The organism is Paenibacillus sp. FSL R5-0914, assembly GCF_038004525.1.
In the GTDB taxonomy this organism is placed as follows: Bacteria; Bacillota; Bacilli; order Paenibacillales; family Paenibacillaceae; genus Paenibacillus_AQ.
The window spans coordinates 207,712-231,466 of the sequence record NZ_JBBORH010000003.1; the positions used below are offsets into that span (position 1 = coordinate 207,712).

Genomic DNA, 23,755 nt, shown 5'->3' on the forward strand with positions numbered 1-23,755 from the left:
GTATGGTAAACTTGTTTGTAAATGAAAGGGAGTGATACTGTGTCAAATACAGAAATACTGTCTGAACCTGTTGCCCGTCTGCAGGGAGTTACCAAGAAAATAGGCTCTAAGACGCTGGTGAGCGATTTAACGCTGGATATCCCACCGGGTCAAATATTCGGGTTTTTGGGACCAAACGGAGCAGGGAAGACGACAACAATACGAATGATGGTGGGATTAATTTCAATTAGTAGTGGGGACGTCCTGATTAGTGGTCATAGTATTAAAAATAATTATAAAGAGGCTATTGCAAGTGTTGGGGCTATTGTTGAGAATCCTGAAATGTACAAGTTTCTGTCCGGGTATCAGAATCTTAGACAATTTGCACGGATGGTACCGGGAGTCAGTAAGCAACGGATTGATGAGGTTGTGGAGCTGGTCGGGCTTGGTCAAAGAATTCATGACAAAGTGAAGACTTATTCCCTAGGTATGCGTCAGAGACTTGGAGTAGCTCAGGCGCTACTAAACCGACCAAAGCTACTGGTTCTAGATGAGCCAACCAATGGGCTTGATCCACAAGGCATACGTGAGCTTCGTGACTATCTGCGCCTACTCTGTCGTGAAGAAGGAACAACCGTATTTGTCTCCAGCCATTTACTTTCCGAAATGGAGCTCATGTGTGACAGTGTAGCCATTATTCAGAATGGGCAACTGCTTGAGGTAAAACAGCTAAAAGAGGTAGGCAATGTTACAATGCCTATCGGAGAAACCTTGTTTGAGGTTGACAATGCCGAAGCTGCACTTGCTCTCATTGGACAAGGAACATTAAAGAGCGGTGGGCTTGTAGTTGAGGCGGCACGTGAAGAAATTGCTGAGTTTAATGCCAGACTAGTGGCTGGTGGGATTAAAGTGTACAGTATCAAATCACTTGCCCGTACGCTAGAGGATCAATTCTTAGAGGTTACAGGAGGTGAAGGAATTGAGTAATTTTACAGCGTTGATACATAATGAGAACATCAAGATATATAGTCGTGCTCGCACATGGATTATGCTGATTATTCTAGCAGTGTTTAGTGCGTTTCTTCCGGCTCTTATGTATTTCACAACAGATAACCCTGCATCACGCTTAGGCGTTTGGGACAGCTTCCAAATGATAGTGAGTGTTGTATTCTTCCTGAATACGATCTTCGTTGTTGTTATAGCTGCTGACTCCGTAGCGGGCGAATTTACCTGGGGAACCATCAAAATGCTGCTGATTCGCCCGTGGAGCCGTTCCCAGATCTTGCTCTCGAAATACATTAGCATTGTGTTGTTTAGCTTGCTTTGTACTGCAGTATTGATTGTTTTTGGTTTAGCTTCATCGTTTATTTTCGCCTCTCCAACTGGAGACACACTGTCTTCGATTACAGCTTGGAGTCCTGCTGAGTATTCCTTTATAGATCTCCTATGCCGCTATGTCACTCTTTTCTTGACGGTTACGCTTGCTTTTATGATCTCTTCCGTATTCCGTGCAAGTGGATTGGCGATAGGGTTATCTATGTTTATCATGTTTGCCCAAGGTATTTTCGCTGCTTTGCTTAATCCGGATGTGTTCGAATGGGCCAGATATTTAATTTTCACTCATATGGATCTAAGGGTCTACATGGGATCTGATATTGGTCCAGGTGGTGCTACACTAGGCTTCTCCATTGCTGTGCTGGCAGTGTATTATGTTATATTCTTAGCAGTTTCCTGGTTTGTCTTCCGTAAACGGGACGTTGCTGGATAAAAATAGGATTAACCGGCTTCAAGCGTTTCTTCTGCTTTGGAGGAACGTTTTGCTGTCTTGTCCTTTTTCGTATTACTTTTGAGCTCACCTGCTTGTTCAGAGGTGGGCTGTTCTTGCATGGCGATGGACCCATTAAGCAGGCTGCCTTCCATAATACTGAGTGCTCCTGCAGAAATATTACCGTGCAGCTCGCCAGTACCAGTCATAATGAGCCTACGGTCTGCGGTAACATCTCCATATACTTTACCAGCGATAACGATCTCTTCTGCTCTAATACTGGAGCGCACCGTGCCTTCCTCACCTACAGTGACTACACCACTGCATATAATTTCTCCGCTAAAGGTACCTTCAATCCTCAGGTTCGTATCGCAATGTACTTTACCCTCGAGCGTACCCCCATGCCCAATCAGAGAGTCAGTAGACTTGATAGAGGCACGCTGCTGCCGCTTATTCCACATGTATAAATTCCTCCTATTTCATATATTTTTACATTAACGTTTAGGGTTTAACATAATCCAATGGATCCACAGTTTTATTCTGCTTTACTACCTGGAAATGAAGATGAGGTCCTGTGCTTCGACCAGTGTTTCCAAGCAAACCGATCTTCTGCCCCTTATTAACCATGTCTCCCGCAGATACATTCATTGCCTGCAGATGCATATACCAGGTTTCAAGCCCGTTCGAATGCTTGATCACGACATACTTGCCTCTCGCACCCATCTGCTCGGAGGTAACGACCTCCCCGTCTAAGGCGGCATATACAGGATCGCCTAAGTTCCCGGCAATATCGACACCTGAATGGAACGCGGATAAGCCTTTGAAAGGATCTGTTCGGTAGCCGAAGCTTGAGGAGATGACCCTAGAATCTGTAGGCCAGAGTACCGCTGCATTTAGTCTGGCTTTTTCAGCTTGAGCTTTTTTTGCCTGTTGATTTGCTTGAACGTTATTCGCATGCTCCGCCAGAGTGATAGTTTGAGTAATACTTTCCACCATTTCATCGAGCATACCGTGGATCTCTTCGAAATCGTCTTTTGTTTCCTCCACTAGATTCAGCGATTCGTTCTGATAAGACGCGATATATTCTCCGCCTACCTGTGATGTGATTGTAGCTTTAAAAGATGTCTCATTTGGGATTGGCACAGCGTTACGGCTCGATAAGCCTAAGGTTGAGTTTGAAGCGGTTGATCCCGTTTTTGATTCTTTTGTTTCAGCGGCGGAGCCTTTGCTTTTGTTAATCAAAGACTGCAACTCCTGTTCCAGCGCATTTACACTCTTCAGCTTGTCTTTAATATTATCTGCCTCTTCTGATAGCTCGCTGACTTGAGTACGAAGCTGCATTAGATCCTTATCCTTGTCAGCGACCTTCATTTCCATGCGGAGATTGGTTAGTGATAGTGCGGCTGCCTCAGCTTCCAGTTGTGAGATCGACTGCGAGGCATGGAAATGCATAGAGGTGACCAGACTGGAGAGGGACAGGGCTGCTGCTGCCGGCAGGGCGAACGCAAGTGGCTTGGAGATCTGGAGTTGTTTGACTGGGCGTCCGGCATCCCTTACGACGAGCAGCGTAATCCGGTTATGATCTGGCTGACTCTTCATGGCTTCTCCTTTCTGCGGCATATGGCAGCCGCCTTACGATACACGAAGCTAACGACCTTACTTGCATTAGGCTCATCCCGAATTGTCTTACTACTCTATGTATTCCATATCTTTCAGGAACATGACAACGGTTTGTTTGAATAAAGAAAGAGAGTTACGGCAAAACCAGTAATAGAATCGTCGCAGCGAGTCTATTGGTAACTGTTTTATTAATGAAGGGGGTAGGGAATTGAAGATTTTTGCGATAATTCTAAGTCTTTTTATTATTCAGGTCGCAGTAATTGTATTTATGGAGTTTCGTCGCCCGCAAAGGGCTTTGGCGTGGTTGTTCATTTCATTCTGTTGTCCGCCGCTGGGTCTGGCATTCTATTATTTTCTGGGCCGTGATTATAGACAGAATCGAAAATTAAACAAAAGATGTACTACACTATTTCGTGAAATTCGTTCGCATGTCTCTGGCAATATTAAGGTAGTAAAGGATGTTACTGAGAGTGGGAACGCTCAGTTTGAGAATAATAAGGGTCTATTGGGTTTGCTTTCTAAGATCGCAGAAGGACCAATTACTGGTCATAACAAGAGCAGGGTATTATCATCTGCGAGAGAAGCGTATGATGCTATGCTGGAAGCTATGGAAGAAGCGAAAGAACATATACATATGGAATTTTATATTTATCGTGATGATGAGATCGGTGAGCAATTTCAAGATGTTATGATTCGGAAGGCGCGACAGGGCGTTAAGGTACGCTTGCTTTGTGATGGTCTGGGCAGTCATAAATTAAGTCGTAGGTTTATTCGAACGATGAGAAATGCTGGGGTGGAGTTCCACTTTTTTTTACCTCCGATTAGTTCTCTGTTAGACCGTCGTTTTAATTTCCGTAATCATCGGAAGATCCTGGTGGTAGATGGCCTCGTTGGCTTCACGGGTGGAATGAATATAGGGGATGATTATTTGGGGAAGGATCTCAAAATGGGATACTGGCGTGATACCCATCTGCGTCTCGAAGGAGACTCAGTATATTATATTCAGTATGTCTTCTTAAAGGATTGGAGATTGGCCTCTGGCGAAAGCACAAGCCATCCGCGTCTGTTCCCAAAACATAATTGTGAGTCACAAGAAGCCGTGCAGATTGTAGGGAGTGGTCCGGATGCTGCAATGGACGCCTCTCAAGAGATGTATTTTGCCGCCTTATGTGCAGCTAAACAGCGGATTTGGATTACTTCACCGTATTTTATTCCTGATCCTGCCATCTGCCGGGCCTTGAAAAGTGCAGTACTTCGTGGAGTGGATGTAAGAATTATCATTCCGGCGAAGCCTGATAATGTGCTTGTCTATCATGCTTCTTTGTCTTATTTAGAAAATTTACAAGACGCTGGAGTTAAATTCTACCGCTATACTAAAGGATTTATGCATGCCAAAATCATGATTATCGATAATCTGCTCGCTACAGTGGGGAGTGCAAATCTGGATATGCGCAGCTTTTATTCTAACTTTGAATTGACTGCTGTGCTGCTACATCCTGATGCTATATCCCCTCTAGTCACAGGGTTTGAGAAGGATCAAAAGCACAGTGAATTTATTGATCCTGTAAAGTTTAAGGAGAGAGGGAGAATTGTCAAACTCGGTGAAGGGCTGTGTCAGTTGTTATCTCCGCTATTATGAGCGGAAAGAGGACTAAATCTGAATTTTTCGAAGGATATAACGTGTTCCATTCATTATTAGGGCTTATTTTGTGATATAATAATTGTATAAGAAGAAATGTAAGAAAGTATAGATTATAATTATACTTCCGAATGTTTCAACACTATACTGTTAAATTGTAGGGGGAGTTCTATGAATGTGAGTCCACAAATGATTGCCAAAGAGGAAAAGAACAAGCTGCAGAAGACCGGAACACATAAAATGGCTAAGTTCGCGCAGCGAATGATCATGTTATCCATTGGGGCAGCAATGATGGCTGTTGCACTTGAGATATTCCTCGTACCGAATCAAATGATTGATGGTGGGATTACCGGTATCTCCATTATTTTATCACATCTATTCGACATTCCTCTGGGGATTTTATTGACGCTGTTAAACCTTCCGTTCTTGTTAATCGGTTATAAGCAAATCGGTAAGACCTTTGCCTTATCTACCTTATATGCAATTGTGCTTATGTCTATTGGTACTTCAATGTTGCATCATGTGAATGCCTTTACGGTTGAGCCTATGCTTGCTGCCGTTTTTGGGGGGATCATTCTTGGTGTAGGTGTAGGGCTAGTTGTACGTTTTGGCGGATCTCTAGATGGTACAGAAATTGTTGCGATTCTTGTAGCCAAGAAGCTTCCCTTCTCTGTAGGTGAAGTTGTTATGTTCTTCAACCTATTCATCTTATCCGGAGCTGGATTTGTGTTCGGTTGGAATAATGCGATGTTCTCACTAATTGCTTATTACATTGCATTCAAGGTAATTGACATTACACTTGAGGGTCTGGATCAGTCGAAATCGGTATGGATTATTAGTGATAAATTCCGTGATATCGGTGAAGCCTTGACGGAACGTCTTGGACGTGGTGTTACTTATTTAGATGGAGAAGGCGGATTTTCCGGGGAGAATAAGAAAGTGATCTTCGTGGTTATTACCCGTTTGGAAGAAGCTAAGCTTAAATCCATTGTTGAGGATTGGGATACTGGTGCATTCATCGCAATAGGTAACATTCATGATGTTAAAGGTGGCCGTTTCAAGAAGAAAGCAATTCATTAGCTTACCATCCTAAAAGGACGCCGCAGGCGTTTTAGCTTGGCACTTTAGTACTATTAACTGAAAGAAGGTATTTTTACGAATAATGGAGCAATAAATACGGTGAACAAGACTCGATATGCCGTATTCTTATACAATATACCTTCTGTCCTTGAGTGGGACGCCTGATAAGCCCGTAGCATGAAATGATGCTGCGGGCTTATTGCTGTTTTTGGGCTCATTATTCGTGGCATTCCATCCCTATGGAAGCTTAGCAATGAGTTGTTTGACGGGCTGCGGTGGCACTTTTTCCAAAAGATCTCCCATCTGTTGCAGGCGTTCCTCAATATTGAGCAGATGAAAATCAGTAGGAGATACGTTTTGCTGAACCTCTTTCCAGAGCAATGGTGTGGATACTGTAGCAAGCGGCCTGGCACGTGGTGTGTAAGGTGCAGCTAATGTTTTGCCACTGTAATGCTGGAGGTAGTCAAAATAGATTTTATCTCCCCGATTCTTCTTCAGACGCTCCAAGGTGAATAAATCGGGGTGCTTTTCAGTGACATAACGCCCCACAAAGTGTCCGATTTTTCGCAATCCATCAAAAGTAACGCCAGTCTCGATAGGAACGATGATCTGCACCCCGGTAGCCCCGGAGGTTTTGGGCACAGAGGATAAACCAAGGGAGGTTAGGACCGTCCCTACGATTGCAGTTGCTTCCATGATACGGGGCTCGACCTCACGCGACGGATCTAGATCAATCATCCATTCACAAGGCAGCTCGCTACCTACATAATGCAAAGAAGGATGAAACTCCAAAGCAGCCAGATTACCCAGCCAGATCAGCTCAGGTAAACCTTGCAGCTTGATATAGTTAATATTCTCGTGAACAGCGGTCTGGACAAAGGCTGGAAGAGGATCAGGTGCATTTTTCTGATAAAAGGACATTCCAGAGATACCATGCGGATAACGTATTACGGTTAGCAGCCGATCTCGACAATAACGCAGCAGGTAGGGAGAGAGGGCGGCGAGCTTTTCCAGATAGATCCGCTTCGTAATCCCGCAATTCGGCCATAGCAGCTTCTCTGGGTTGGTGATGGTTATCTCTTGGCCGTCTACAGTAATTGTGCCTTTGATGGCTGCTGGCATCCTGAACCTCCTCTCTGTTATAGGAATGAGGGTATTATGTGCCAGTCTGTTCCTTTTCATGAAAAAAATATTTCCAAAGTGTCCCTTTTGGATGATCATAAGAGTTATAAGGTTATACGGTTATGTGAAAGGGGAGTTTGCTGATTTTGGACGGGATCGAACACACCGTCGTTCGGGTACAGGCAGGCGAGGTAGAGTCCTATGCCCTTATCGTCGAAGCTTTTCAAAAGCCGATTTACCGCTATTGCTGCCGGCTGCTTGGGAGCCGTACGGAAGCGGAGGATGCGGTACAGGATATTCTAGTGAAGGCATATCAGCACATAGGCACATATCGCCCTATCACGAGCTTTTCTTCTTGGCTATATAAAATTGCCTATCATCATTGCCTCAGCCTGATCCGCAAACGTCAAAGACATTTGAAGATTATGGCGCTTTTTCAACCGGATCCTCCTGCAGAAAGCCCGGAACAGTTGATGGACCGTTACATATTTAACGAGCATCTGACTTTTGCCCTCGCGAAGCTGAAGACAGAGGAGCGAAACTTGTTAGTGCTGCGAATTTTTGAGGAACAGAGCTTCCCGGAAATTGCGGAGATCCTCGATAAGAATACTGATGCTGTGAAGAAGAAATACAGGCGTACGATTACGAAGCTTGGCAAAATGATGAATGCTCAGAAAGGGGGGACGGAATGGTGGGGCAACGAAGCTGTGTTGAAGAGAAAATGATAAAGAAAATGGACGCATTGGGGAACTGCGACGAACTAGATGTAAAAGCAGTAGTTATGAAGCGGGTAAGGGCGATTCATGAACAACAGAAAACGATGGACGGAGAAATGGCGAATCTCAGAGACGAGCTGGAGTCATTCTCAGAGCCGAGAGATCCTGTTATGCAGAAGCAAGAGAAGACAATCCCGCATCCATCTAAATTTAGAAAGAGACTTCTCTCAGGAGTCTCCGCAGCTATATTGCTGGGGATGATCGGGTTTGGTGCCCTTCAGCTGTCTGGCCTTGGAAGTTTAACGGAACTTGATAGCCAGTCTGCAATTGATATCACCAAGCCTTCGGATGGAGCTATTATACTAGTGAACAGCGGAGGGAAGGCTGTTGTGAAGACGGTGCACTATAATACCCCTGTTCCTTCGACCTCTCCTGCGATAGAGAAGTATCTGAGTTTATTAGCGACTTATAAAGAGCAGGCGCTTGCTCACTTGAATGCTGGAGAAATGGCTGCTTATTATGTGAATGATGCTGAGTTTACAAAGTTAGCCAAAGGTTTAGGCTATGGAAATCAATTGCAGTTCGCTTTCAGTTCTCCGGTGTATTCTAAATATCAAGAATTCGTAAAAGAATTAAAAGGGACTGGCGATTTCTGGCCCGAGCTGCCTTCCATACTTGCTAATGGTTATGAATTTGAGCAAGCCACTTTTAAGGCCGCTTCTCCTTACATGTCGATAAGCACAGAATATAAAGAAATGCTTGAACAATTTCAAAAAAAAGCAAAGGTCGATAAAACAGGCCAAAAGCTGTTTATGGAGAAGATCGCTGTGAATGCCATAGAGAGTGCTGAGGTTACCTACCATAAGGGGGATCAAAGAATTACACTATCCTTAATGCAGAGCGCTTTTAGGGGTTATCCAACGCAAGTGTCTATCTTGGAAGGTCAGACTGCCGAAAAATGGTCTATGACAGGTACTGGTAAAGAAGCAGTTTTTATCGCAGCGAGTACAGAGAAGGGGGAGCAGACTTGGTCTTCCCAGAATCGTTTGTATTGGTATGATGAATCCAGCCAGACGATTCGTAGTCTAAATGATGGATTGAATAACAGTTTAACCCGTGAACAATGGCAAGTGATTGCCAATAGTTTTATTCGCTAGCTACTGTTGTTCTATCCGTACAATATGAGAAGCTGTCTCAAAAGTAGTGAAATCTACTTGGGAGGCAGCTTTTTTTATGGAATAGGAAAAGTAATGGATTTTACTGTGCCATGTGACGATATGCCACGCGTAGTGTTCTATGCTTCTGGTTGGGGCGGTGGGCGATGTGCTATGTGTGATTTATATGCTTTAAACTAATTAGGGGAAAACTCCCTAAAAATAACCGATATTCGCTCTAAATGAACGAAATCAGGGAATTCCTCCCTAATAATCATAGGAATTTCTTTATTCGTTGCCGAATATGCCAAATTTCAGGGAAGTTTTCCCTAATTATAAGTCCGATGAACAGAAATCTCTGAATTTTAGGGAGAAATTCCCCAATTACTCTATAGGTGCTTCACATATTGCATCACTTGGCGCGTCACTTGTAATGTTAAGAACAAAAAAAGAGGCTGTCCCAAAAGCCATGATGGTTGCTTGGGGCGGCCTCTTTATTTGTGAGAAAAAGTCCCTTTTTCTCATGCTGGAGTGTTATAGAAGTGTAGTTGAAAACAGGGTGAGCTTACATTCACCCTTTTAGAAGGAGAGGATGTTAGAAATTGAAGCTAAATGATGAACTCAAAAAAACAATGATCGCGCTCTCGGCAGCAACCTTGTTAGGAACAGGAGTAGTTGTAAGTGGGGTTGCGCCTGGCTTGTTTCTTTCGGTCGCAGCTGCCTCTGGGCAGCAGACTGCAGTACCAACCGATCAGAAGCTCCAGAAGGAACTGCAGGCCCTGGTAGCGGGATTGAAGGAAGGTACGTACTTGGTCTACTACGTACGTGACAAAGTCTCTAACCCTCAGGATACGATCAGCTTCTCTGGCAAAGGATTTGTTTTTAAAGACTACAAATCCTTTGCTGCTAAATTCAAAGCGTTGAAGGGTCCAGCTACTCCACAGCCTGGAAATCTTCCTAAGGGCTTTGCTCTGGCGACAGCCATCATTTATCCACCGTCTGTAGCAAATGATTCAGAGCTGTATTTGCAATTAGAGCAGGAACTAAAGGCAGCAGCGGCGGCAGGTGATCCCAACAAACAGTTGTTTAGCAAGATCATCAGCTGGAGCCAGACGAACTTGTCTATGCAGCTGTACGCCAAAGGAAAAGCCAATTTTAGCATTGTAACTGGAGTGCCGCCCGCCAAACTTCCCGAAGGAGCTGTGCCTTTTGTACGAGCTTCGGAAACTAAGAAAGAACTGACGGTCAACGGTAGGAAAGTAATTCTTACAACTGATTTGGCTAAAGAAGCAAGTTTCAACACTAAGCTAGTGTGGCTGGATAAATCAGGCGCGATACAATATACCCTTTCAGACAATCGGGTCAGTAAACTGACGACAAATGAAATGTTGGCTGTAGCTAAAAGCATGATCAAATAACCAAGGGTTAAGGGAGGATATTATAATGATGATTAAAAAAAGTTCGGCCATCACGGCTTTGAGCCTGATAGTGTTAATGAGTGCGGTAAGTGGAACAGCAGGCGCAGTGCCTGCGGGGAGCAATAATAAAAGCAAAGGTACGGTTCCGGTTGAGCAGAAATCACCACAGGTATCGCCAACGATTAAGGATTTGATTGCCAAAGAATATGCTGTTCCCCTACAAGCGGGAGAAATTAAGGCTCTCTATGTTAATGACAAAAAATCTAATCCAGAGGAAGATTTGAGTGTAAGCTATATGCCATACAGATTCAGTTCTACAAATGAAGCAGCGCAGAAGTTATCTTCATTAAGCGGAAAGTCACTCTTGATACCAGCTTCTCTCCCGGAGGATTATAAGCTGCAGGATGTCGTTTTAAATCCAGTGCTTCCGAAGTTTTTCAGTACAGAGTATAAAACCCTCAGAGATCAGGTAAAAGCTAAAGCACAAGCTGCTGGTAAAAAGGTGATCTCACAAAGCTTAAAGTGGAGCGATACAGAAACTTCTATCACTTATCTGCGAAATGGGGAGAGATTGAATCTAAAATCAGCTCCAGCATATACGCTTCCGGAAGGGGTTACTTTAGCGCAGCTGCCTGGTGACCAGGATGAAAATTTGACCATCAACGGGGTTGAAGCAGTTTACACGGTGTTTGGTCCTCACCATGGAGATCTAAAAGTCCAGCTTGTATGGTCCAGTGCGGATGGAAGTATTGATTATACGCTTACGAATACGAAAAATACTGCGCAGACAAAAGCAGAGCTGGAGACCATTGTAACGAGTCTTACAGCGCAATAAGAAACGTCCTCTCGATAAATTCGGGAGGACGTTTTTTTGGAAAGAGTTTATCCTTTTTGCTCCATAGTACATGATTCGGGAGGAAGATCTACCCTAGCTTGAGTAACCGGCTGACGAAGAGTGCCTGAGGTATTCCATTCCAAAAAATGAACTTTGAAGACAAGCTTCGGTTTTATCCAAAAAGCACCCTTCCCTCGCTGGGGATCAGCTGTAAAGGGCATTTGATCTATTTTTAAATGCTGTACCTCTGCAGTTAAGTCGCGTTTATCCTGTACAGTCAATTTTCCTGGCCCGGCATGTCCGATATAATGCAAATTCCCTTTATCATCATACAGCCCAAGAAGTAACGCATTGACGATGCCGTCTCGGAACGTTACACCCCCGGCTACTGCCGTAAGATCAGAAATGATTTTGCGTTTCTGCCAGCGTTTATCTTTTCCACCGGGAGCATAAGTACTGTTGATATCCTTGCAGACGATTCCCTCTAAGCTCTGAATCTGAGCGGCGGCGAATAATTCTGTGGGATCGGTATAACTGGGTACGGCCTGTACGTGGGGATGCGGCAGCAGAATATCGTTTAGCAGCTGCTGCCGTGAGAATAAAGGCTGATCCATCGTCGATTGGCCATTATAAAACAGAATATCAAAAATCATATAAATGACAGGAACCTGATACCTAACGACGGAAATGGTGGAGCCATTCTTTAAGCTATCCCTCCGCATAACTTCGTGAAATGAGGGCTTGCCGTCCCCCAGTGCAATGATCTCACCATCAAGAATAACGGAGTCAGCTTTACAGTAAGCAGATACATCAGTAAGTTCTGGATATTGCGCTGTACGGTAATTACCACGTCTGTTAATAAGCTGAGTAGTGCTTCCGTCGTAATAGGACAACATGCGAACGCCATCCCATTTAATCTGTGCGATCCACTGGTTGCCTGCTGGAAGCTGCCCAGCCAGTATGGGTTCAAAAGGAATAATAGGCTGAAGCTTCATCACCAGAGCCTCCTACGATACGGTTGTTTTGCTTTTTGGACTGCGGCGTTTCGGTTTTGGTGCGATGACTGGAATCGGCCCGGAAGCTTCGTTTTGCTGATCGGCAGGCTCAGCTGCTGCTTTAGACTTGGCTGTTTTTCTTTTGGCAGCCGGAGCCGCTTTAGTTTTTGTTTTCTTAGTATCTGTTAATGAAGGACCCGGATCTGTAGGGATATGCTGTACAGCCTGAATACTGGCCTGCAATGCTGCCATTAGATCAATTACATTGCTTTCCTGTTTGGCAGGAGCGATATGAAATTCCTCGCCTGCAATTTTATGTGAGATTAGATCAAGCATACGCTGGCGATAATCATCGGTATATTTTGCCGGATCAAAAGGCGTGGATAGCTGTGAAATGAGCAGCTTGGCCATATCCAGCTCTTTATCATTCACCGTCCCTGCTTCGGGCAGGCCAGGCACTTGCGAGACCGGTCGCACTTCATCAGGATAAAAAATAGTCTCGATGGCGAGGCAATCCTCCAGCACACGAATAGCAGCCAGACTGCTTTTGGAACGAATCGATATTTTGGCGATGCCAATTTTTCCAGTTTGACGCATGGCCTCCATAAGAAGCCGATATGCATTTGTCCCAGCCTGATCCGGAGATAAGTAATAGGTTTTTTGAAAATAAATTGGATCGATCTCCGTCAGATCAACAAAGTCGAGTATGGTAATGCTTTTGCTGCTTTCGTCGGTCAATTGATCCAGTTCCTCTTTGTCGAATAGAACAAACTTCCCTTTTTCATATTCATAACCCTTGCCGATTTCTTCCCAAGCCACCTCTTTGTCACACACCGGACATTTACGTACATACGACAGTGGGCTGCCGCATTCCTTATGGATATAACGCAGAGAAATGTCCTTGTCTTCCGTAGCGGAGAACATTTTAACCGGAACATGCACTAGCCCGAAGCTGATGGCTCCTTTCCAAACGGTATGCATGAGAAACGCCTCCTGATCTAAGTTATTTGCTTTGGGTTAGTATGAGGCAGGAAAGGCTTTTCTAGCCGGGTGCATTTTTTGTGAAGCATGGGAAAATATAAAATCAGGCTAATAAAGCTGAGGAGGAGAATACTAAGTCATGGAACCGCGTGGAAACGAGTGGATCGATGCGCTGAGCGAGCAGGATATCCCAGCGACAGTTGTGGATTGGGACAGCATTATAGCTCCACCGGAAGCAAGTCAGGTCTCGGACTCGGAGAAGCTTGATGCGGAATCAACCCTCGAAGAAACTTCGCCATTAGAATCGTGAGATGTAGGTAAAATAAAGGAGGAGAACAGTGGTGGACGTCAAACGAGCACAGGATATTTATGCTTCTAAAGAGACGGTAAGTGTACATTTGGATGGAGAACCTGTATGGATTGAGCATGTGGATGCACAGAACGGAATGGCTACGGTTCAAGTGGGCTCTCGACCAACGAATACGCATACGGTAGGCGTTGAACGGTTAGAAGAGCAAGATCATTAACAAGGTTTGTTCAAAAAGCTGAGATAAGCTAAATTACACTTTTATAAAAGAGACTCTTTATGCTTATTTTTGCGTAGAGGTCTCTTTTTCTATTGTTGGCATACTGGCATGGGAGATTGAATTGGGACAGTTGTTGCGATGGATGGAGCATACCGATATAATTAATAGTAATGGTTTTTGGCAGGTATATTTTAAAAGGTGGTAGTTGTAGTTGGACAATACAGACGAAACGGTGTTCACTTACCGTTCTTACAGCCTCCAGGATACGGAGTTGCTTGCAGCTGCTCTAGCTACTGCTTCAACGCCAGGGATGATTATCGGCTTGGACGGCGATCTGGGCGCAGGAAAAACAGCATTCTCGCAAGGGTACGCTCGGCATCTCGGCGTAAAGGGGATCGTAAACAGTCCTACTTTTACAATTATTAAAGAGTACGAGGGCCGTCTGCCCCTATATCATATGGATGTATATCGGATTTCGCTTCAGGAAGCGGACGAGCTTGGACTTGATGAGTATTTCTACGGGCAAGGGGTCTGCTTGGTGGAATGGAGCAGTATTATTACGGATTTAATGCCGCCGCGGCATATGCATATATACATGGAAACAGTGGGGCCAGATGAAAGAATGATTACGGTGACCGGAATCGGGGAGCCGTATGGTGAGCTTTGCCGGCAGCTGATCCAGAAGTGGGGTTAAGGAATATGACGAATCAGAATACAGAGCCGCGCAAGCGGCTTTTAGCGCTGGATACATCAACTGCAGTATTAGGCGTGGCAGTTACAGAGAATGGGGAACTACTGCATGAAATAAATGCTTCCGGAGAACGGAATCATTCGGTGCATTTACTCCCGATCATTGAGCAGGCGCTGCAAGCAACAGGAACTACTGCTGCAATGCTGGGCGGGATTTCTGTTGGTGTGGGTCCTGGATCGTATACGGGGACGCGTATCGCAGTTACCGCTGCCAAAACGCTGGCATGGGCATGGGATGTCCCAGTTGTCGGTATTTCGAGTCTACATGCAGTGGCGTGGGGCGGATATCAAACAGCCCTCAAGAATAACGTGATGACCAAAGCGTCGGAACAAACTACCAAGAATAACAGCTACGGGCCTGATTGGATCATTCCACTAATGGATGCGCGCCGAGGACAGGTGTATACAGGATTATTCGCAGCTGAGGGAAATAATGCTCCTAGCCGTCTTGAGCCTGATGCCATCCGCCTGATGGCAGATTGGGTGGAGTACTTAGCTGAACGTTTAGGACAGGCTTCAGTCGAAGGCAATAAGCCCGCTGTTCTTTGGTTTGTTGGGGAGACTGCAGTTCATGGCAGTGAGGAATCGCTTCGTCCATTGAAGGATCTTGGTGTTTCTATTGCAGTTCCTTATGAAATGGAAGGCCGCTGGACAGGATTTCTTGGAGAAGCGCGGCTTCAGGTAGAGAAAGATGATATCCATAGCTTGATCCCTAACTATACTCAGATCTCAGAAGCGGAGGCCAATCTGCGGTTAAGTAGAGAAGGGGGCTTAAAGAAACCATGACGGAAGCGGAATCAATGATAGCTCAAGAGGCTGAACTTGTTTTTCGTTTGATGAAGCTAACGGATATTCCTGACATTCTTATCATTGAACGGGAAGCCTTCACGATGCCTTGGACAGAGGAAGCTTTTCGCAACGAGCTGACGCATAATCATTTTGCAAAATATATGGTTATGGAGCTGGCAGGTCATATTATCGGTTATGCCGGTATGTGGGCCATCGTGGATGAGGCGCATGTGACGAATATAGCCCTGCTTGAAGCCTATCGTGGACGTAAATGGGGCGAGCGCCTGCTTGAAGAACTTATGAAGACGGCATCTTATGTGGGGATGAAATCCATTACGCTTGAGGTACGGGTATCGAACGAGGTAGCACAGAATTTATATCGTAAAAAAGGCTTTCGATCTGCTGGCACACGCAAAGGATATTATTCCGATAATCGCGAAGATGCGCTCATTATGTGGGCGGATCTGCCAGAGTATGAGGAGCATGGAAATATGGAAGGAAGCGTGGACTTGAAATGAAGACAGAAACGGGCGCAGCTCAGCCTGTACTAATACTTGCTATTGAGACGAGTTGTGATGAAACGTCGGTCGCTGTAGTCAAAGATGGCTCTGAAGTGTTATCCAACATCATCTCGAGTCAGATTGAGACACATCGCGCCTTCGGCGGCGTAGTACCAGAAGTAGCTTCCCGTAAGCATGTGGAAGTAATTACACTGGTGATAGAAGAAGCACTCGCTACAGCAGGGGTTGAACCAGATCAGTTGTCGGCGGTGGCGGTTACACAAGGCCCAGGTTTGGTGGGGGCTTTACTTGTCGGGGTAGTAGCTGCCAAGAGCCTTGCACTCGCATGGGGTAAGCCGCTAATTGGTACACATCATATTGCAGGACATATTTATGCTAACCGTTTAGTGGCAGAGTTACAGTATCCATGCATGACACTAGTGGTGTCCGGCGGACATACTGAACTGGTTCATATGGAGCGGGAGGGTGAGTTTCGAATTATCGGGCGCACCCGTGATGATGCCGTAGGCGAAGCATATGATAAAGTGGCACGAGCACTAGGGTTCCCTTATCCCGGCGGACCTCATGTGGATCGTCTGGCCCGCGAGGCGACTGAGGTTGTACCGTTACCAAGAGTATGGCTGGAGCCGGGTTCTTATGATTTCAGCTTCAGTGGCTTAAAGTCGGCTGTGCTGAACGTTGTGAATCAGAGCAAGATGAAGGGTCTCACGCCAGATGTCGCAGGCATTGCCCGCGGGTTCCAAGAATCTGTGGTTGAGGTGCTGGTGGAAAAAGCGGTACGCGCTGTTAAAGCTACTAGCTCCAAGCAGTTATTGCTGTGTGGAGGTGTTGCTGCTAATGCTGGCCTGCGCACGGCTTTGATCTCACGCTGTGAAGCGGAGGGCATTGAGCTTATTATTCCACCTCCGGTATACTGCACGGATAATGCAGCTATGATTGGAGCTGCTGCATACGTGAAGTGGCAGCATGATGGCGGTACTCCGCTGGATATGGTAGCAGACCCTGGATTCTCATTGGAACAATGGTCTGTATCCGCCTATTGACATCATTTGGAGCTAACGAGTATAATCAGTTCAATTATACAAGGAAACGCGATGAGCGGAAGTAGTAAGGATACTCTGGGATAAGAGAGCTGCGGGTAGGTGCGACGCAGTCGAAGGGGACCTGAACTCGTCTGGGAGCGGAACGGTGGAAGCATTACCGGCAATTGTCGCCGGAACGTTCGTACACCGTCTACGGGTAACCTCCGTGAAAGGGTGGTCGAGTATCTAACATACTGGACCGTAAAGTGGATGTTCAATTGGAATCGGCAGTAACTTAACCGGTACAGAGCATCAACAAGAGTGGTACCGCGAAGGTTAACAGCCTGTCGTCTCTTGAATGAGATGGCAGGCTTTTTTGTATGGATTTTGAGTAGTTAGAATGTATATAATACACGCTAAGAACGGGAGTAGTAGGGAATGACGGTGAACAGAGAGCTGCGGGGTGGTGCGACGCAGTCACCGAAAGTCTTGAATCTCGCCCGGGAGCGGAGCGGCGGAAATAAGATTACGCTGCCTACGGCTGTCCCCGTTATCGGACCTTTCCAGATATCCTGACATCCTCAGGATGGACAGGGAAGAGGAGCTGGACGCAGCTTAACGGCTTGATTATATGAATAGCCTATGCGTCAAAAAGAGTGGTACCGCGGAGGGGTAACCCGCCGTCTCTTTATTAGAGACGGCGGGTTTTTGCGTTCTTATTGAAGCGACTCGGGTTATGGACTCAGGCGCAATATAAGACGCCAAGAGTGAACCTTCTGCACATTCCAAATTGTGCAGAGGATTCATTCGTATCAGCTGCCGGCAGCAGTGGGTGGGGAATTTAGCAGGACCACAAGTCGACGTGTGGATCTGCGCTGAAGCATAGGTTAGGGTAAGGAATCCAATAAGAGGAAAACAGGAGGAATTCAGATGATTATTCCAGTAAAGAAACGTATACAAATTTTCGATACGACTCTGCGAGATGGTGAACAGGCTCCGGGTGCAAGTCTAACCCCAGAGCAAAAAATACTGCTGGCCTATAAGCTTGCGGATCTGGGTGTTGATGTGATGGAGCCTGGATTTCCGATATCGAGCCCTGGTGATTTTGCAGCAGTACAGACGATTTCTCGTAAGGTGCGAAATGTGGAAATTTGCGGTTTTGCACGGGCGGTTAAAGGGGATATTGACGCGGCAGTCCGGGCAACCCAAGATGCTGAACGCCGGCGGATTCACCTGTTCATCTCCTCTTCTGATATTCATTTGCAACATCAATTGCGTATGAGCAGAGCTGAAGTCGTAGCCAAAGCCCGCGAGATGACGGCTTATGCGCGTCAATTCTCTGATGTCGTTGAATTCACGGCGATGGATGCTGCGCGAACAGGAATCGATGATCTGATTGAAATGATTGAAGCTGTTATTGAGGAAGGCGCTTCTATTATCAATCTGCCCGATACGGTCGGTTACGCATTGCCACATGAATATGGGGAAATGTTCCGACGTGTGCGGCTAGGAGCAAGAGGTGGAGAAACGGTAAGCTACAGTGCCCACTGTCACAATGATTTGGGGCTGGCTGTAGCCAACAGTCTGGCAGCAATTGATGGAGGTGCGACGCAGATCGAAGTCACTGTGAACGGAGTCGGCGAGCGTACCGGGAACTGCGCACTGGAAGAGCTTGTGATGGCGCTCGAAACCCGCGGAGATGCGATTGGAGCAGAAACAGGCATTGTGCTTGATAAGCTGTATGATACTTCGCGGCTGATCAGCGGAGCGATGCATTTTCCAATCGCCTATAACAAACCAGTCGTCGGAAGAAATGCCTTCCAGCATGAGTCAGGGATTCATCAGGATGGTTTGCTGAAGGATCGAAGCACCTATGAGATTATGGACCCAGAGCGGCTGGGTATCCCGCGTAGCATGATCATTCTGGGCAAGCATTCTGGCAGACATGCGCTAAAGGACCGGGCGGCGAAGTATGGTATTACGCTGGAGCCTGCGGAGCTGGATGCACTTTATGAATCGTTTAAAGAGACCGCTGACCGCCAAAAGGTAGTGAGTGATGACCAGTTGCTGCAAATGGTGAGCAGTACAACTGGACAGCAAGCTCAGGTCTATGAACTGGGTGAGGTTCAGGTATTGGCAGGCAGTGCCCAGCGCCGGGTGGCCGCGGTTACGGTTCGCCATTTGAAGTCTGGACAGGAAACTTCTCATACTAGTACTGGAGATGGTCCGCTTGAAGCTATTATCGCTGCTATTGGGCAAGGCATCTCAGAGGATATCGATTTTGCGGGACTTGAGCTGCATTCACTTGGAAGTGGAGAGAACGCCCAGGCGGAGGCGGCTGTGATGGTAGAGTGGGAAGGTCTTAAATTTAGAGGCACAGCTACGCATCAAGATATTATCATGGCAGCAGGGATTGCCTATATTGCAGCCTGTAACGCTGCCCTGCTCTCTACACAAATCGTTTAATATACATCTACCCGCTGTCTGATTTAGAGATAGCGGGTTCTTTTTTAGGTTTTGATGACAGGTTTTAGGTGGGGTTATGTCTTTTGTCAAGTTGTGGACAACGTTATCCACATATTCTCTACGAATTGTGTAAAAAGTGCGTAAAATCAGCAATGTCAGCTCTTTTTAAAATGCCCTTATAACCATTTTTATTCGCAATGAAACCTTGTGGGAATTGTGGATAATGTGGATAATTCGGTGGATAATAATTCCTGTAATTCGGAAATACTGATTTAACGCATAAAAAAAGCCCCTAAGGGGCTTTTTTAGTAGGGAGTTATACACGAAACCTGTGTATAGAGCTGTGGATAACTGTTTATGAACAAAATAAGAAATATGAAAAAAATTTATGAAGTGGCTTTTACATTATTCGTCAGCAAGGATTTCCCATTCGTTAAATAAATCGGTAAGCTGAGTTTTTTTGTTCTTCAGATCCTCTTCATGACCTTGAAGTGCTAAATAATCCTGATAAACTTCAGGTTTAGTCATTTCATTCTCTATAAAAGCGATCGACTCTTCTAGTGAGGCAATGCCTTCCTCTAGCTCAGCAATACGCCGCTTCCGGTTACGCTCTTCACGCTTGGCTTGCTTGTCCGCTTCGAAGGAGGAAACAGCGTTTTTTTCAGGAACTGCAGCATCCTTGTTGACGTTTTTGGCGGCTAATTCGGCGGCATCTTTCGCAATCTCTTCTAATTCTCGTTTTTTCTCGATATAGTCATCGTAGTTGCCAAGGTATTGATCGATCCCCTCGGGATGAAGCTCAAGCACCCGTTCAGCCATTTTATTGAGGAAATAACGGTCATGAGAAATGAAGAGCAATGTGCCCTCGAAATCAATTAAAGCTGATTCTAAGACCTCACGACTGACTAAATCCAAATGGTTGGTTGGCTCATCTAGGATGAGCATATTTGCGCCGCGCAGCATGAGCTTTGATAATGCAACGCGTGCTTTTTCGCCGCCGCTCAGCGCGGATATCTTCTTAAGAACATCTTCACCGCTGAAGAGGAAGTTGCCAAGGATCGTACGGATTCTGGCTTCCTCAATCATTGGATATTCACTCCATAGCTCTTCCATTACTGTGTTCTTTGGATTGAGGCGGGTCTGTTCCTGATCATAATAAGCGACCTTTACCTTAGTCCCCCAATTCACAGTTCCAGTTGAAGGCTCGCGGGTTCCGGTCATACACTGCAGCAGTGTAGATTTGCCAATACCATTGGGACCGATGAGTGCAGCAGTTTCTCCCCGGCGCAGTTCGAAAGAAGCGTCCTTGAACAAAGGTGGACCATCATTAAAAGCAACCGCAACATTACGGACTTGCAGCACTTCTTTACCAGACATGAAGTCAGGCTCGAAGGAGAAGCTGGCTTTCTTCAGATCGCCCATCGGTCGATCAATACGGTCCATCTTCTCAAGCGCTTTGCGTCTGCTCTGCGCACGTTTCGTGGTAGATGCTCGCACAATATTTTTCTGAACGAAATCTTCCATTCTTGAGATTTCATCTTGCTGTTTCTCATACTGCTTCATCCGTGCTTCATATTCGGCAGCCTTCAAATCTACATATCGGCTGTAATTGCCTGTATAACGCCGAGATTGATGACGCTCGATCTCTACAATAGTAGTTACAAGCCGATCAAGGAAATAACGGTCATGAGATACGACCAGAATTCCTCCAGCATAACTGCGAAGATAATCCTCAAGCCATGTTAATGTTTCGATATCCAGATGGTTCGTCGGCTCATCCAGCATTAGAAGATCGGGAGCCTGAAGCAAAATGCGGGCTAATGCGAGTCTAGTCTTCTGGCCACCGCTAAGTGTGGAGATAGGTGTATCCGGTGGGAACTCGCCGAAGCCCATGCCGTGGAGGACACTGCGGATTCGTGTATTCATTTCATAACCGCCGTGATCCTTGAACCAATCTGATCGGCGGGCATATCTTTCGAGCAGTTCTTCGTACCGTTTTGGGTCCTCTGCCAGTTTAGGATCGGCAATGCTTACTTCCATCTCTCTTAGCTCAGCCTCGGCTTCGATCAGCGGTGCGAAAACTGCCATCATTTCTTCATGAATGGTTTTGTCAGATTGAAGTCCGGTATTTTGAGCTAAATACCCGATAGTAGTTTCTTTTGATTTATGAATTTGACCGCTGTCATAGGACATTTCACCAGCCAGAATTTGCAGAAAAGTTGATTTGCCGGCACCATTAACACCCACGAGTCCGACACGTTCCTTTTCATTTACCTGAAGGCTTATGCCGTCTAGTACGTTCTGTATACCATATGATTTTGTAATTCCTGTCGCTTGAAGAAGCATAACGATGAAACCTCCACCCTTGCATATTTCGCCTTGGCATTTATACCTCAGCCGTATGAACAACTTATTCTATAGTTTACATGAAAAGCGTTTCCCAAGCGAGAGCTCGATATATCGGAAGCAGAGAATAACGACCTGGCCCAGAAACACAGTCCTATCCACCTTGGCGAACCGGGGAGAAGAGTGGTAAACTGGATTTACAAACAAGGATAAGCTTGGGATAAATATATGGGGGTGGCCGACGATGTCAAGCAAGGAGTCGGTGATCTCCAAAGCAAAGCAACAACTAAGAACTGAGAAGACCATCGCCCGAAACGAGCTCTCCTCGGACCAGAGAAGGGAATTGTCTTTTCTGGTCTGCAAGCATGCATCAGAGTGGCTGAAGACGAAAGACATAGCCTCACTGATGGCCTATGTATCTTTCCGTTCTGAACTCGATACCAACGCGCTTCTTACACAGGCGTGGAAGGACCAGCGCAGGGTACTGCTGCCGCGTGTCATTCCGGCAAGTGGTGCAATGAGTGTCCATATGGTAAACGCTTGGAGTGAGCTTGAGCCGGGGGCGTATGGTATCCATGAACCTATTGTATCCGGCAAAGATTCACAAGAGATTGAAGTTGTTACACTACCGGATGTTGTGTTTGTTCCGGGGCTGGCTTTTGATCTTCAGGGAGGCAGGCTTGGTTACGGCCGAGGATACTATGATCGATTGCGTGCGTCATGGGAGACGGAAGAGTATGCTGCTGCGAAGCCCCCTGTCTGGATCGGGCTAGCCTTTGGTATGCAACTGGTTCCGAAAGTGCCCATGGATGAGCATGATGCCTTTATGGACATGCTGATTACTGAAAATGGCATAGTGCACTGCCGAAAAGGAGAGTGAGCCGTGGAATTGACCCATTTTAACGAGCAGGGAAGAGCTCGTATGGTGGATGTGAGCGAAAAGGAGATTACGAAGCGGACAGCTGTCGCGCGGAGTAAGATCAAGATGGCAACTGAGACGCTTAGTGCCATCAAGGAAGGCAAGATCAGTAAAGGAGACGTACTTGCCGTTGCGCAGATCGCTGGAATTATGGCGGCCAAGAAGACGTCTGACTGGATTCCGATGTGCCATCCGCTCCCACTTACCGGTATTGACATCCGCTTCTCCGATAACAGCGAAGATGAACTTTATATAGAAGCAACAGTCCATACTACCGGAAAGACCGGAGTTGAAATGGAGGCATTGACCGCTGTTTCTGCCTCAGCACTAACGGTGTACGACATGTGCAAGGCTCTTCAGAAGGACATGATTATCGGACCAACGCTCTTAGTGACTAAAAGTGGGGGCAAGAATGGAGATTACGCGCTTGAACCATGATCAGAGCTGACGTTCGATGCGCTGAAGCAAGTGGGCTGCACTGTACAGCCAATTATACATAGAGAGGGAGGACAAACCTATGGCGTGGAAAACAGCAATCCTAACGGCCAGCGATAAAGGGGCCAGGGGCGAACGGGAAGACACGAGCGCCCAGGTTATTCGGGAGCTGGTGGAAGAGGAACTTGGAGGCGAGATCGTTGAATATCGGATCGTGCCCGATGAACAAGATGAGATTATCGCAGCTTTGATAGAACTCACAGATTATTTTCAAGCAGATCTGGTATTGACTACCGGAGGTACGGATTTAGCGATACGTGATGTGACTCCAGAGGCAACCCGGCGTGTAATCGAACGGGAAGTGCCTGGACTTTCTGAGGCGATGCGAAGTACGGTGATGCAAAAAAACCGTGCGGTGATGCTGTTCCGCGGGATATGCGGCATTCGTGGACGCACGTTGATTGTCAACTTACCGGGCACACCGAAGGGTGTTCATGAGAATTTAGCAGCCATTATGGATCAACTACCTGAAGCGTTACTCATGGTAACTGGCCAATACCGCCAATAACATTGTCATATTCTTGTCACGTCACAAGGATAAACTATTTATAGAAGATAGTGGATGTAACTGTGACATAAGTTATGGTATTATTAGATTATCGTAATCGATACCATG

General features: G+C 46.1%; 24 protein-coding genes and 1 other annotated feature. Of the genes, 18 read left to right on the top strand and 6 right to left on the bottom strand.

What is annotated here, in order from left to right; all coding sequences use genetic code 11:
* Nucleotides 1–54: 54 nt before the first annotated feature.
* Both MKX60_RS24225 and MKX60_RS24230 read left to right on the top strand, forming a co-directional pair.
* On the top strand, nucleotides 55–966 hold the full coding sequence (locus MKX60_RS24225; RefSeq protein WP_341061714.1) for an ABC transporter ATP-binding protein: 912 nt from the start codon (nucleotides 55–57) through the stop codon (nucleotides 964–966).
* Entirely contained in the window at nucleotides 959–1,747 is a 789-nt protein-coding gene (locus MKX60_RS24230; RefSeq protein ID WP_042185240.1) for an ABC transporter permease, read from the top strand. The genes MKX60_RS24225 and MKX60_RS24230 overlap by 8 nt, the downstream gene beginning before the upstream one ends.
* Before the next feature lie 8 nt (nucleotides 1,748–1,755).
* Here MKX60_RS24230 and MKX60_RS24235 read toward each other — a convergent pair whose 3' ends face one another.
* Together MKX60_RS24235 and MKX60_RS24240 are read right to left on the bottom strand one after the other, a co-directional pair.
* A complete protein-coding gene (locus MKX60_RS24235) occupies nucleotides 1,756–2,205 on the bottom strand; it encodes a bactofilin family protein (RefSeq protein ID WP_076283918.1) in 450 nt (149 codons plus the stop codon).
* A 40-nt stretch (nucleotides 2,206–2,245) separates the two neighbouring features.
* Complete coding sequence (locus MKX60_RS24240; protein WP_256716271.1) at nucleotides 2,246–3,364, bottom strand: peptidoglycan DD-metalloendopeptidase family protein; 1,119 nt, start codon at nucleotides 3,362–3,364, stop codon at nucleotides 2,246–2,248.
* Between the two features lie 208 nt (nucleotides 3,365–3,572).
* On the opposite strand from MKX60_RS24240, the gene cls reads away from it, so the two are divergent.
* Both cls and MKX60_RS24250 read left to right on the top strand, forming a co-directional pair.
* Nucleotides 3,573–5,003 carry a cardiolipin synthase gene (cls, locus tag MKX60_RS24245; protein ID WP_339800823.1) on the top strand — a complete coding sequence of 477 codons (1,431 nt, stop codon included), beginning with the start codon at nucleotides 3,573–3,575 and terminating at the stop codon, nucleotides 5,001–5,003.
* Between the two features lie 240 nt (nucleotides 5,004–5,243).
* Nucleotides 5,244–6,083 carry a YitT family protein gene (locus MKX60_RS24250; protein WP_231573468.1) on the top strand — a complete coding sequence of 280 codons (840 nt, stop codon included), beginning with the start codon at nucleotides 5,244–5,246 and terminating at the stop codon, nucleotides 6,081–6,083.
* Nucleotides 6,084–6,320: 237 nt separating this feature from the next.
* Here MKX60_RS24250 and ligD read toward each other — a convergent pair whose 3' ends face one another.
* Complete coding sequence (ligD, locus tag MKX60_RS24255; protein WP_341061238.1) at nucleotides 6,321–7,205, bottom strand: non-homologous end-joining DNA ligase; 885 nt, start codon at nucleotides 7,203–7,205, stop codon at nucleotides 6,321–6,323.
* Between the two features lie 143 nt (nucleotides 7,206–7,348).
* Between ligD and MKX60_RS24260 the strand changes: the two genes are divergently transcribed.
* From MKX60_RS24260 to MKX60_RS24275, 4 genes are all read left to right on the top strand, one after another.
* On the top strand, nucleotides 7,349–7,930 hold the full coding sequence (locus MKX60_RS24260) for an RNA polymerase sigma factor (RefSeq protein ID WP_445670776.1): 582 nt from the start codon (nucleotides 7,349–7,351) through the stop codon (nucleotides 7,928–7,930).
* The gene (locus MKX60_RS24265) at nucleotides 7,894–9,078 is read left to right on the top strand and encodes a hypothetical protein (RefSeq protein ID WP_341061240.1); all 1,185 of its coding nucleotides are present in this window, start codon (nucleotides 7,894–7,896) and stop codon (nucleotides 9,076–9,078) included. The genes MKX60_RS24260 and MKX60_RS24265 overlap by 37 nt, the downstream gene beginning before the upstream one ends.
* 599 nt (nucleotides 9,079–9,677) lie before the next feature.
* Nucleotides 9,678–10,493: a hypothetical protein gene (locus MKX60_RS24270; RefSeq protein ID WP_341061241.1), complete on the top strand. Its 816-nt coding sequence runs from the start codon at nucleotides 9,678–9,680 to the stop codon at nucleotides 10,491–10,493.
* A gap of 25 nt (nucleotides 10,494–10,518) precedes the next feature.
* Nucleotides 10,519–11,328 carry a hypothetical protein gene (locus MKX60_RS24275; RefSeq protein WP_341061243.1) on the top strand — a complete coding sequence of 270 codons (810 nt, stop codon included), beginning with the start codon at nucleotides 10,519–10,521 and terminating at the stop codon, nucleotides 11,326–11,328.
* 47 nt (nucleotides 11,329–11,375) lie between these two features.
* Here MKX60_RS24275 and MKX60_RS24280 read toward each other — a convergent pair whose 3' ends face one another.
* Together MKX60_RS24280 and ku are read right to left on the bottom strand one after the other, a co-directional pair.
* A complete protein-coding gene (locus MKX60_RS24280; protein ID WP_341061244.1) occupies nucleotides 11,376–12,323 on the bottom strand; it encodes an ATP-dependent DNA ligase in 948 nt (315 codons plus the stop codon).
* A 12-nt stretch (nucleotides 12,324–12,335) separates the two neighbouring features.
* A complete protein-coding gene (gene ku / locus MKX60_RS24285) occupies nucleotides 12,336–13,304 on the bottom strand; it encodes a non-homologous end joining protein Ku (protein ID WP_339800844.1) in 969 nt (322 codons plus the stop codon).
* Between the two features lie 139 nt (nucleotides 13,305–13,443).
* Between ku and MKX60_RS24290 the strand changes: the two genes are divergently transcribed.
* The 7 genes from MKX60_RS24290 (at nucleotide 13,444) to MKX60_RS24320 (ending at nucleotide 19,379) form a co-directional block, all read left to right on the top strand.
* Entirely contained in the window at nucleotides 13,444–13,614 is a 171-nt protein-coding gene (locus tag MKX60_RS24290) for a hypothetical protein (protein ID WP_156113056.1), read from the top strand.
* Nucleotides 13,615–13,645: 31 nt separating this feature from the next.
* Nucleotides 13,646–13,831, top strand: a complete 186-nt coding sequence (locus tag MKX60_RS24295; protein WP_042193364.1) for an H-type small acid-soluble spore protein — start codon at nucleotides 13,646–13,648, stop codon at nucleotides 13,829–13,831.
* A gap of 211 nt (nucleotides 13,832–14,042) precedes the next feature.
* On the top strand, nucleotides 14,043–14,525 hold the full coding sequence (tsaE, locus tag MKX60_RS24300) for a tRNA (adenosine(37)-N6)-threonylcarbamoyltransferase complex ATPase subunit type 1 TsaE (RefSeq protein ID WP_042185258.1): 483 nt from the start codon (nucleotides 14,043–14,045) through the stop codon (nucleotides 14,523–14,525).
* Nucleotides 14,526–14,530: 5 nt separating this feature from the next.
* Entirely contained in the window at nucleotides 14,531–15,367 is an 837-nt protein-coding gene (gene tsaB, locus MKX60_RS24305) for a tRNA (adenosine(37)-N6)-threonylcarbamoyltransferase complex dimerization subunit type 1 TsaB (protein ID WP_341061245.1), read from the top strand.
* A complete protein-coding gene (gene rimI / locus MKX60_RS24310) occupies nucleotides 15,364–15,888 on the top strand; it encodes a ribosomal protein S18-alanine N-acetyltransferase (protein ID WP_042185263.1) in 525 nt (174 codons plus the stop codon). The genes tsaB and rimI overlap by 4 nt, the downstream gene beginning before the upstream one ends.
* Nucleotides 15,885–16,934, top strand: coding sequence for a tRNA (adenosine(37)-N6)-threonylcarbamoyltransferase complex transferase subunit TsaD (gene tsaD / locus MKX60_RS24315; RefSeq protein WP_076283928.1), 1,050 nt, complete (start codon nucleotides 15,885–15,887; stop codon nucleotides 16,932–16,934). Before rimI ends, tsaD begins: the two co-directional genes overlap by 4 nt.
* Nucleotides 16,935–17,322: 388 nt before the next feature.
* Nucleotides 17,323–17,604 (top strand) — a binding site (T-box leader).
* Nucleotides 17,605–17,843: 239 nt separating this feature from the next.
* Nucleotides 17,844–19,379, top strand: a complete 1,536-nt coding sequence (locus tag MKX60_RS24320; protein ID WP_042185267.1) for a 2-isopropylmalate synthase — start codon at nucleotides 17,844–17,846, stop codon at nucleotides 19,377–19,379.
* 405 nt (nucleotides 19,380–19,784) lie between these two features.
* On the opposite strand, the gene MKX60_RS24325 is transcribed toward MKX60_RS24320, so the two are convergent.
* The gene (locus MKX60_RS24325; protein WP_341061246.1) at nucleotides 19,785–21,725 is read right to left on the bottom strand and encodes an ABC-F family ATP-binding cassette domain-containing protein; all 1,941 of its coding nucleotides are present in this window, start codon (nucleotides 21,723–21,725) and stop codon (nucleotides 19,785–19,787) included.
* Between the two features lie 244 nt (nucleotides 21,726–21,969).
* Here MKX60_RS24325 and MKX60_RS24330 point away from each other — a divergent pair, with 244 nt between their 5' ends.
* The 3 genes from MKX60_RS24330 (at nucleotide 21,970) to MKX60_RS24340 (ending at nucleotide 23,647) form a co-directional block, all read left to right on the top strand.
* Nucleotides 21,970–22,605, top strand: a complete 636-nt coding sequence (locus MKX60_RS24330; protein WP_042185271.1) for a 5-formyltetrahydrofolate cyclo-ligase — start codon at nucleotides 21,970–21,972, stop codon at nucleotides 22,603–22,605.
* Between the two features lie 3 nt (nucleotides 22,606–22,608).
* Nucleotides 22,609–23,082, top strand: a complete 474-nt coding sequence (gene moaC / locus MKX60_RS24335) for a cyclic pyranopterin monophosphate synthase MoaC (protein ID WP_076299166.1) — start codon at nucleotides 22,609–22,611, stop codon at nucleotides 23,080–23,082.
* A 79-nt stretch (nucleotides 23,083–23,161) separates the two neighbouring features.
* Nucleotides 23,162–23,647 carry a MogA/MoaB family molybdenum cofactor biosynthesis protein gene (locus MKX60_RS24340; protein WP_020429419.1) on the top strand — a complete coding sequence of 162 codons (486 nt, stop codon included), beginning with the start codon at nucleotides 23,162–23,164 and terminating at the stop codon, nucleotides 23,645–23,647.
* Nucleotides 23,648–23,755: the final 108 nt, after the last annotated feature.

Excerpts from the sequence above, each read along its gene's own strand:
- ligD (WP_341061238.1), bottom strand. The coding sequence starts at position 7,205 with ATGCCAGCAGCCATCAAAGGCACAATTACTGTAGACGGCCAAGAGATA.
- MKX60_RS24275 (WP_341061243.1), top strand. The coding sequence starts at position 10,519 with ATGATGATTAAAAAAAGTTCGGCCATCACGGCTTTGAGCCTGATAGTG.
- MKX60_RS24340 (WP_020429419.1), top strand. The coding sequence starts at position 23,162 with ATGGCGTGGAAAACAGCAATCCTAACGGCCAGCGATAAAGGGGCCAGG.
- MKX60_RS24240 (WP_256716271.1), bottom strand. The coding sequence starts at position 3,364 with ATGCCGCAGAAAGGAGAAGCCATGAAGAGTCAGCCAGATCATAACCGG.
- MKX60_RS24265 (WP_341061240.1), top strand. The coding sequence starts at position 7,894 with ATGGTGGGGCAACGAAGCTGTGTTGAAGAGAAAATGATAAAGAAAATG.
- MKX60_RS24320 (WP_042185267.1), top strand. The coding sequence starts at position 17,844 with ATGATTATTCCAGTAAAGAAACGTATACAAATTTTCGATACGACTCTG.
- rimI (WP_042185263.1), top strand. The coding sequence starts at position 15,364 with ATGACGGAAGCGGAATCAATGATAGCTCAAGAGGCTGAACTTGTTTTT.
- tsaD (WP_076283928.1), top strand. The coding sequence starts at position 15,885 with ATGAAGACAGAAACGGGCGCAGCTCAGCCTGTACTAATACTTGCTATT.
- MKX60_RS24280 (WP_341061244.1), bottom strand. The coding sequence starts at position 12,323 with ATGAAGCTTCAGCCTATTATTCCTTTTGAACCCATACTGGCTGGGCAG.
- tsaB (WP_341061245.1), top strand. The coding sequence starts at position 14,531 with ATGACGAATCAGAATACAGAGCCGCGCAAGCGGCTTTTAGCGCTGGAT.
- MKX60_RS24250 (WP_231573468.1), top strand. The coding sequence starts at position 5,244 with ATGGCTAAGTTCGCGCAGCGAATGATCATGTTATCCATTGGGGCAGCA.
- MKX60_RS24235 (WP_076283918.1), bottom strand. The coding sequence starts at position 2,205 with ATGTGGAATAAGCGGCAGCAGCGTGCCTCTATCAAGTCTACTGACTCT.
- MKX60_RS24325 (WP_341061246.1), bottom strand. The coding sequence starts at position 21,725 with ATGCTTCTTCAAGCGACAGGAATTACAAAATCATATGGTATACAGAAC.
- MKX60_RS24330 (WP_042185271.1), top strand. The coding sequence starts at position 21,970 with ATGTCAAGCAAGGAGTCGGTGATCTCCAAAGCAAAGCAACAACTAAGA.
- MKX60_RS24290 (WP_156113056.1), top strand. The coding sequence starts at position 13,444 with ATGGAACCGCGTGGAAACGAGTGGATCGATGCGCTGAGCGAGCAGGAT.
- ku (WP_339800844.1), bottom strand. The coding sequence starts at position 13,304 with ATGCATACCGTTTGGAAAGGAGCCATCAGCTTCGGGCTAGTGCATGTT.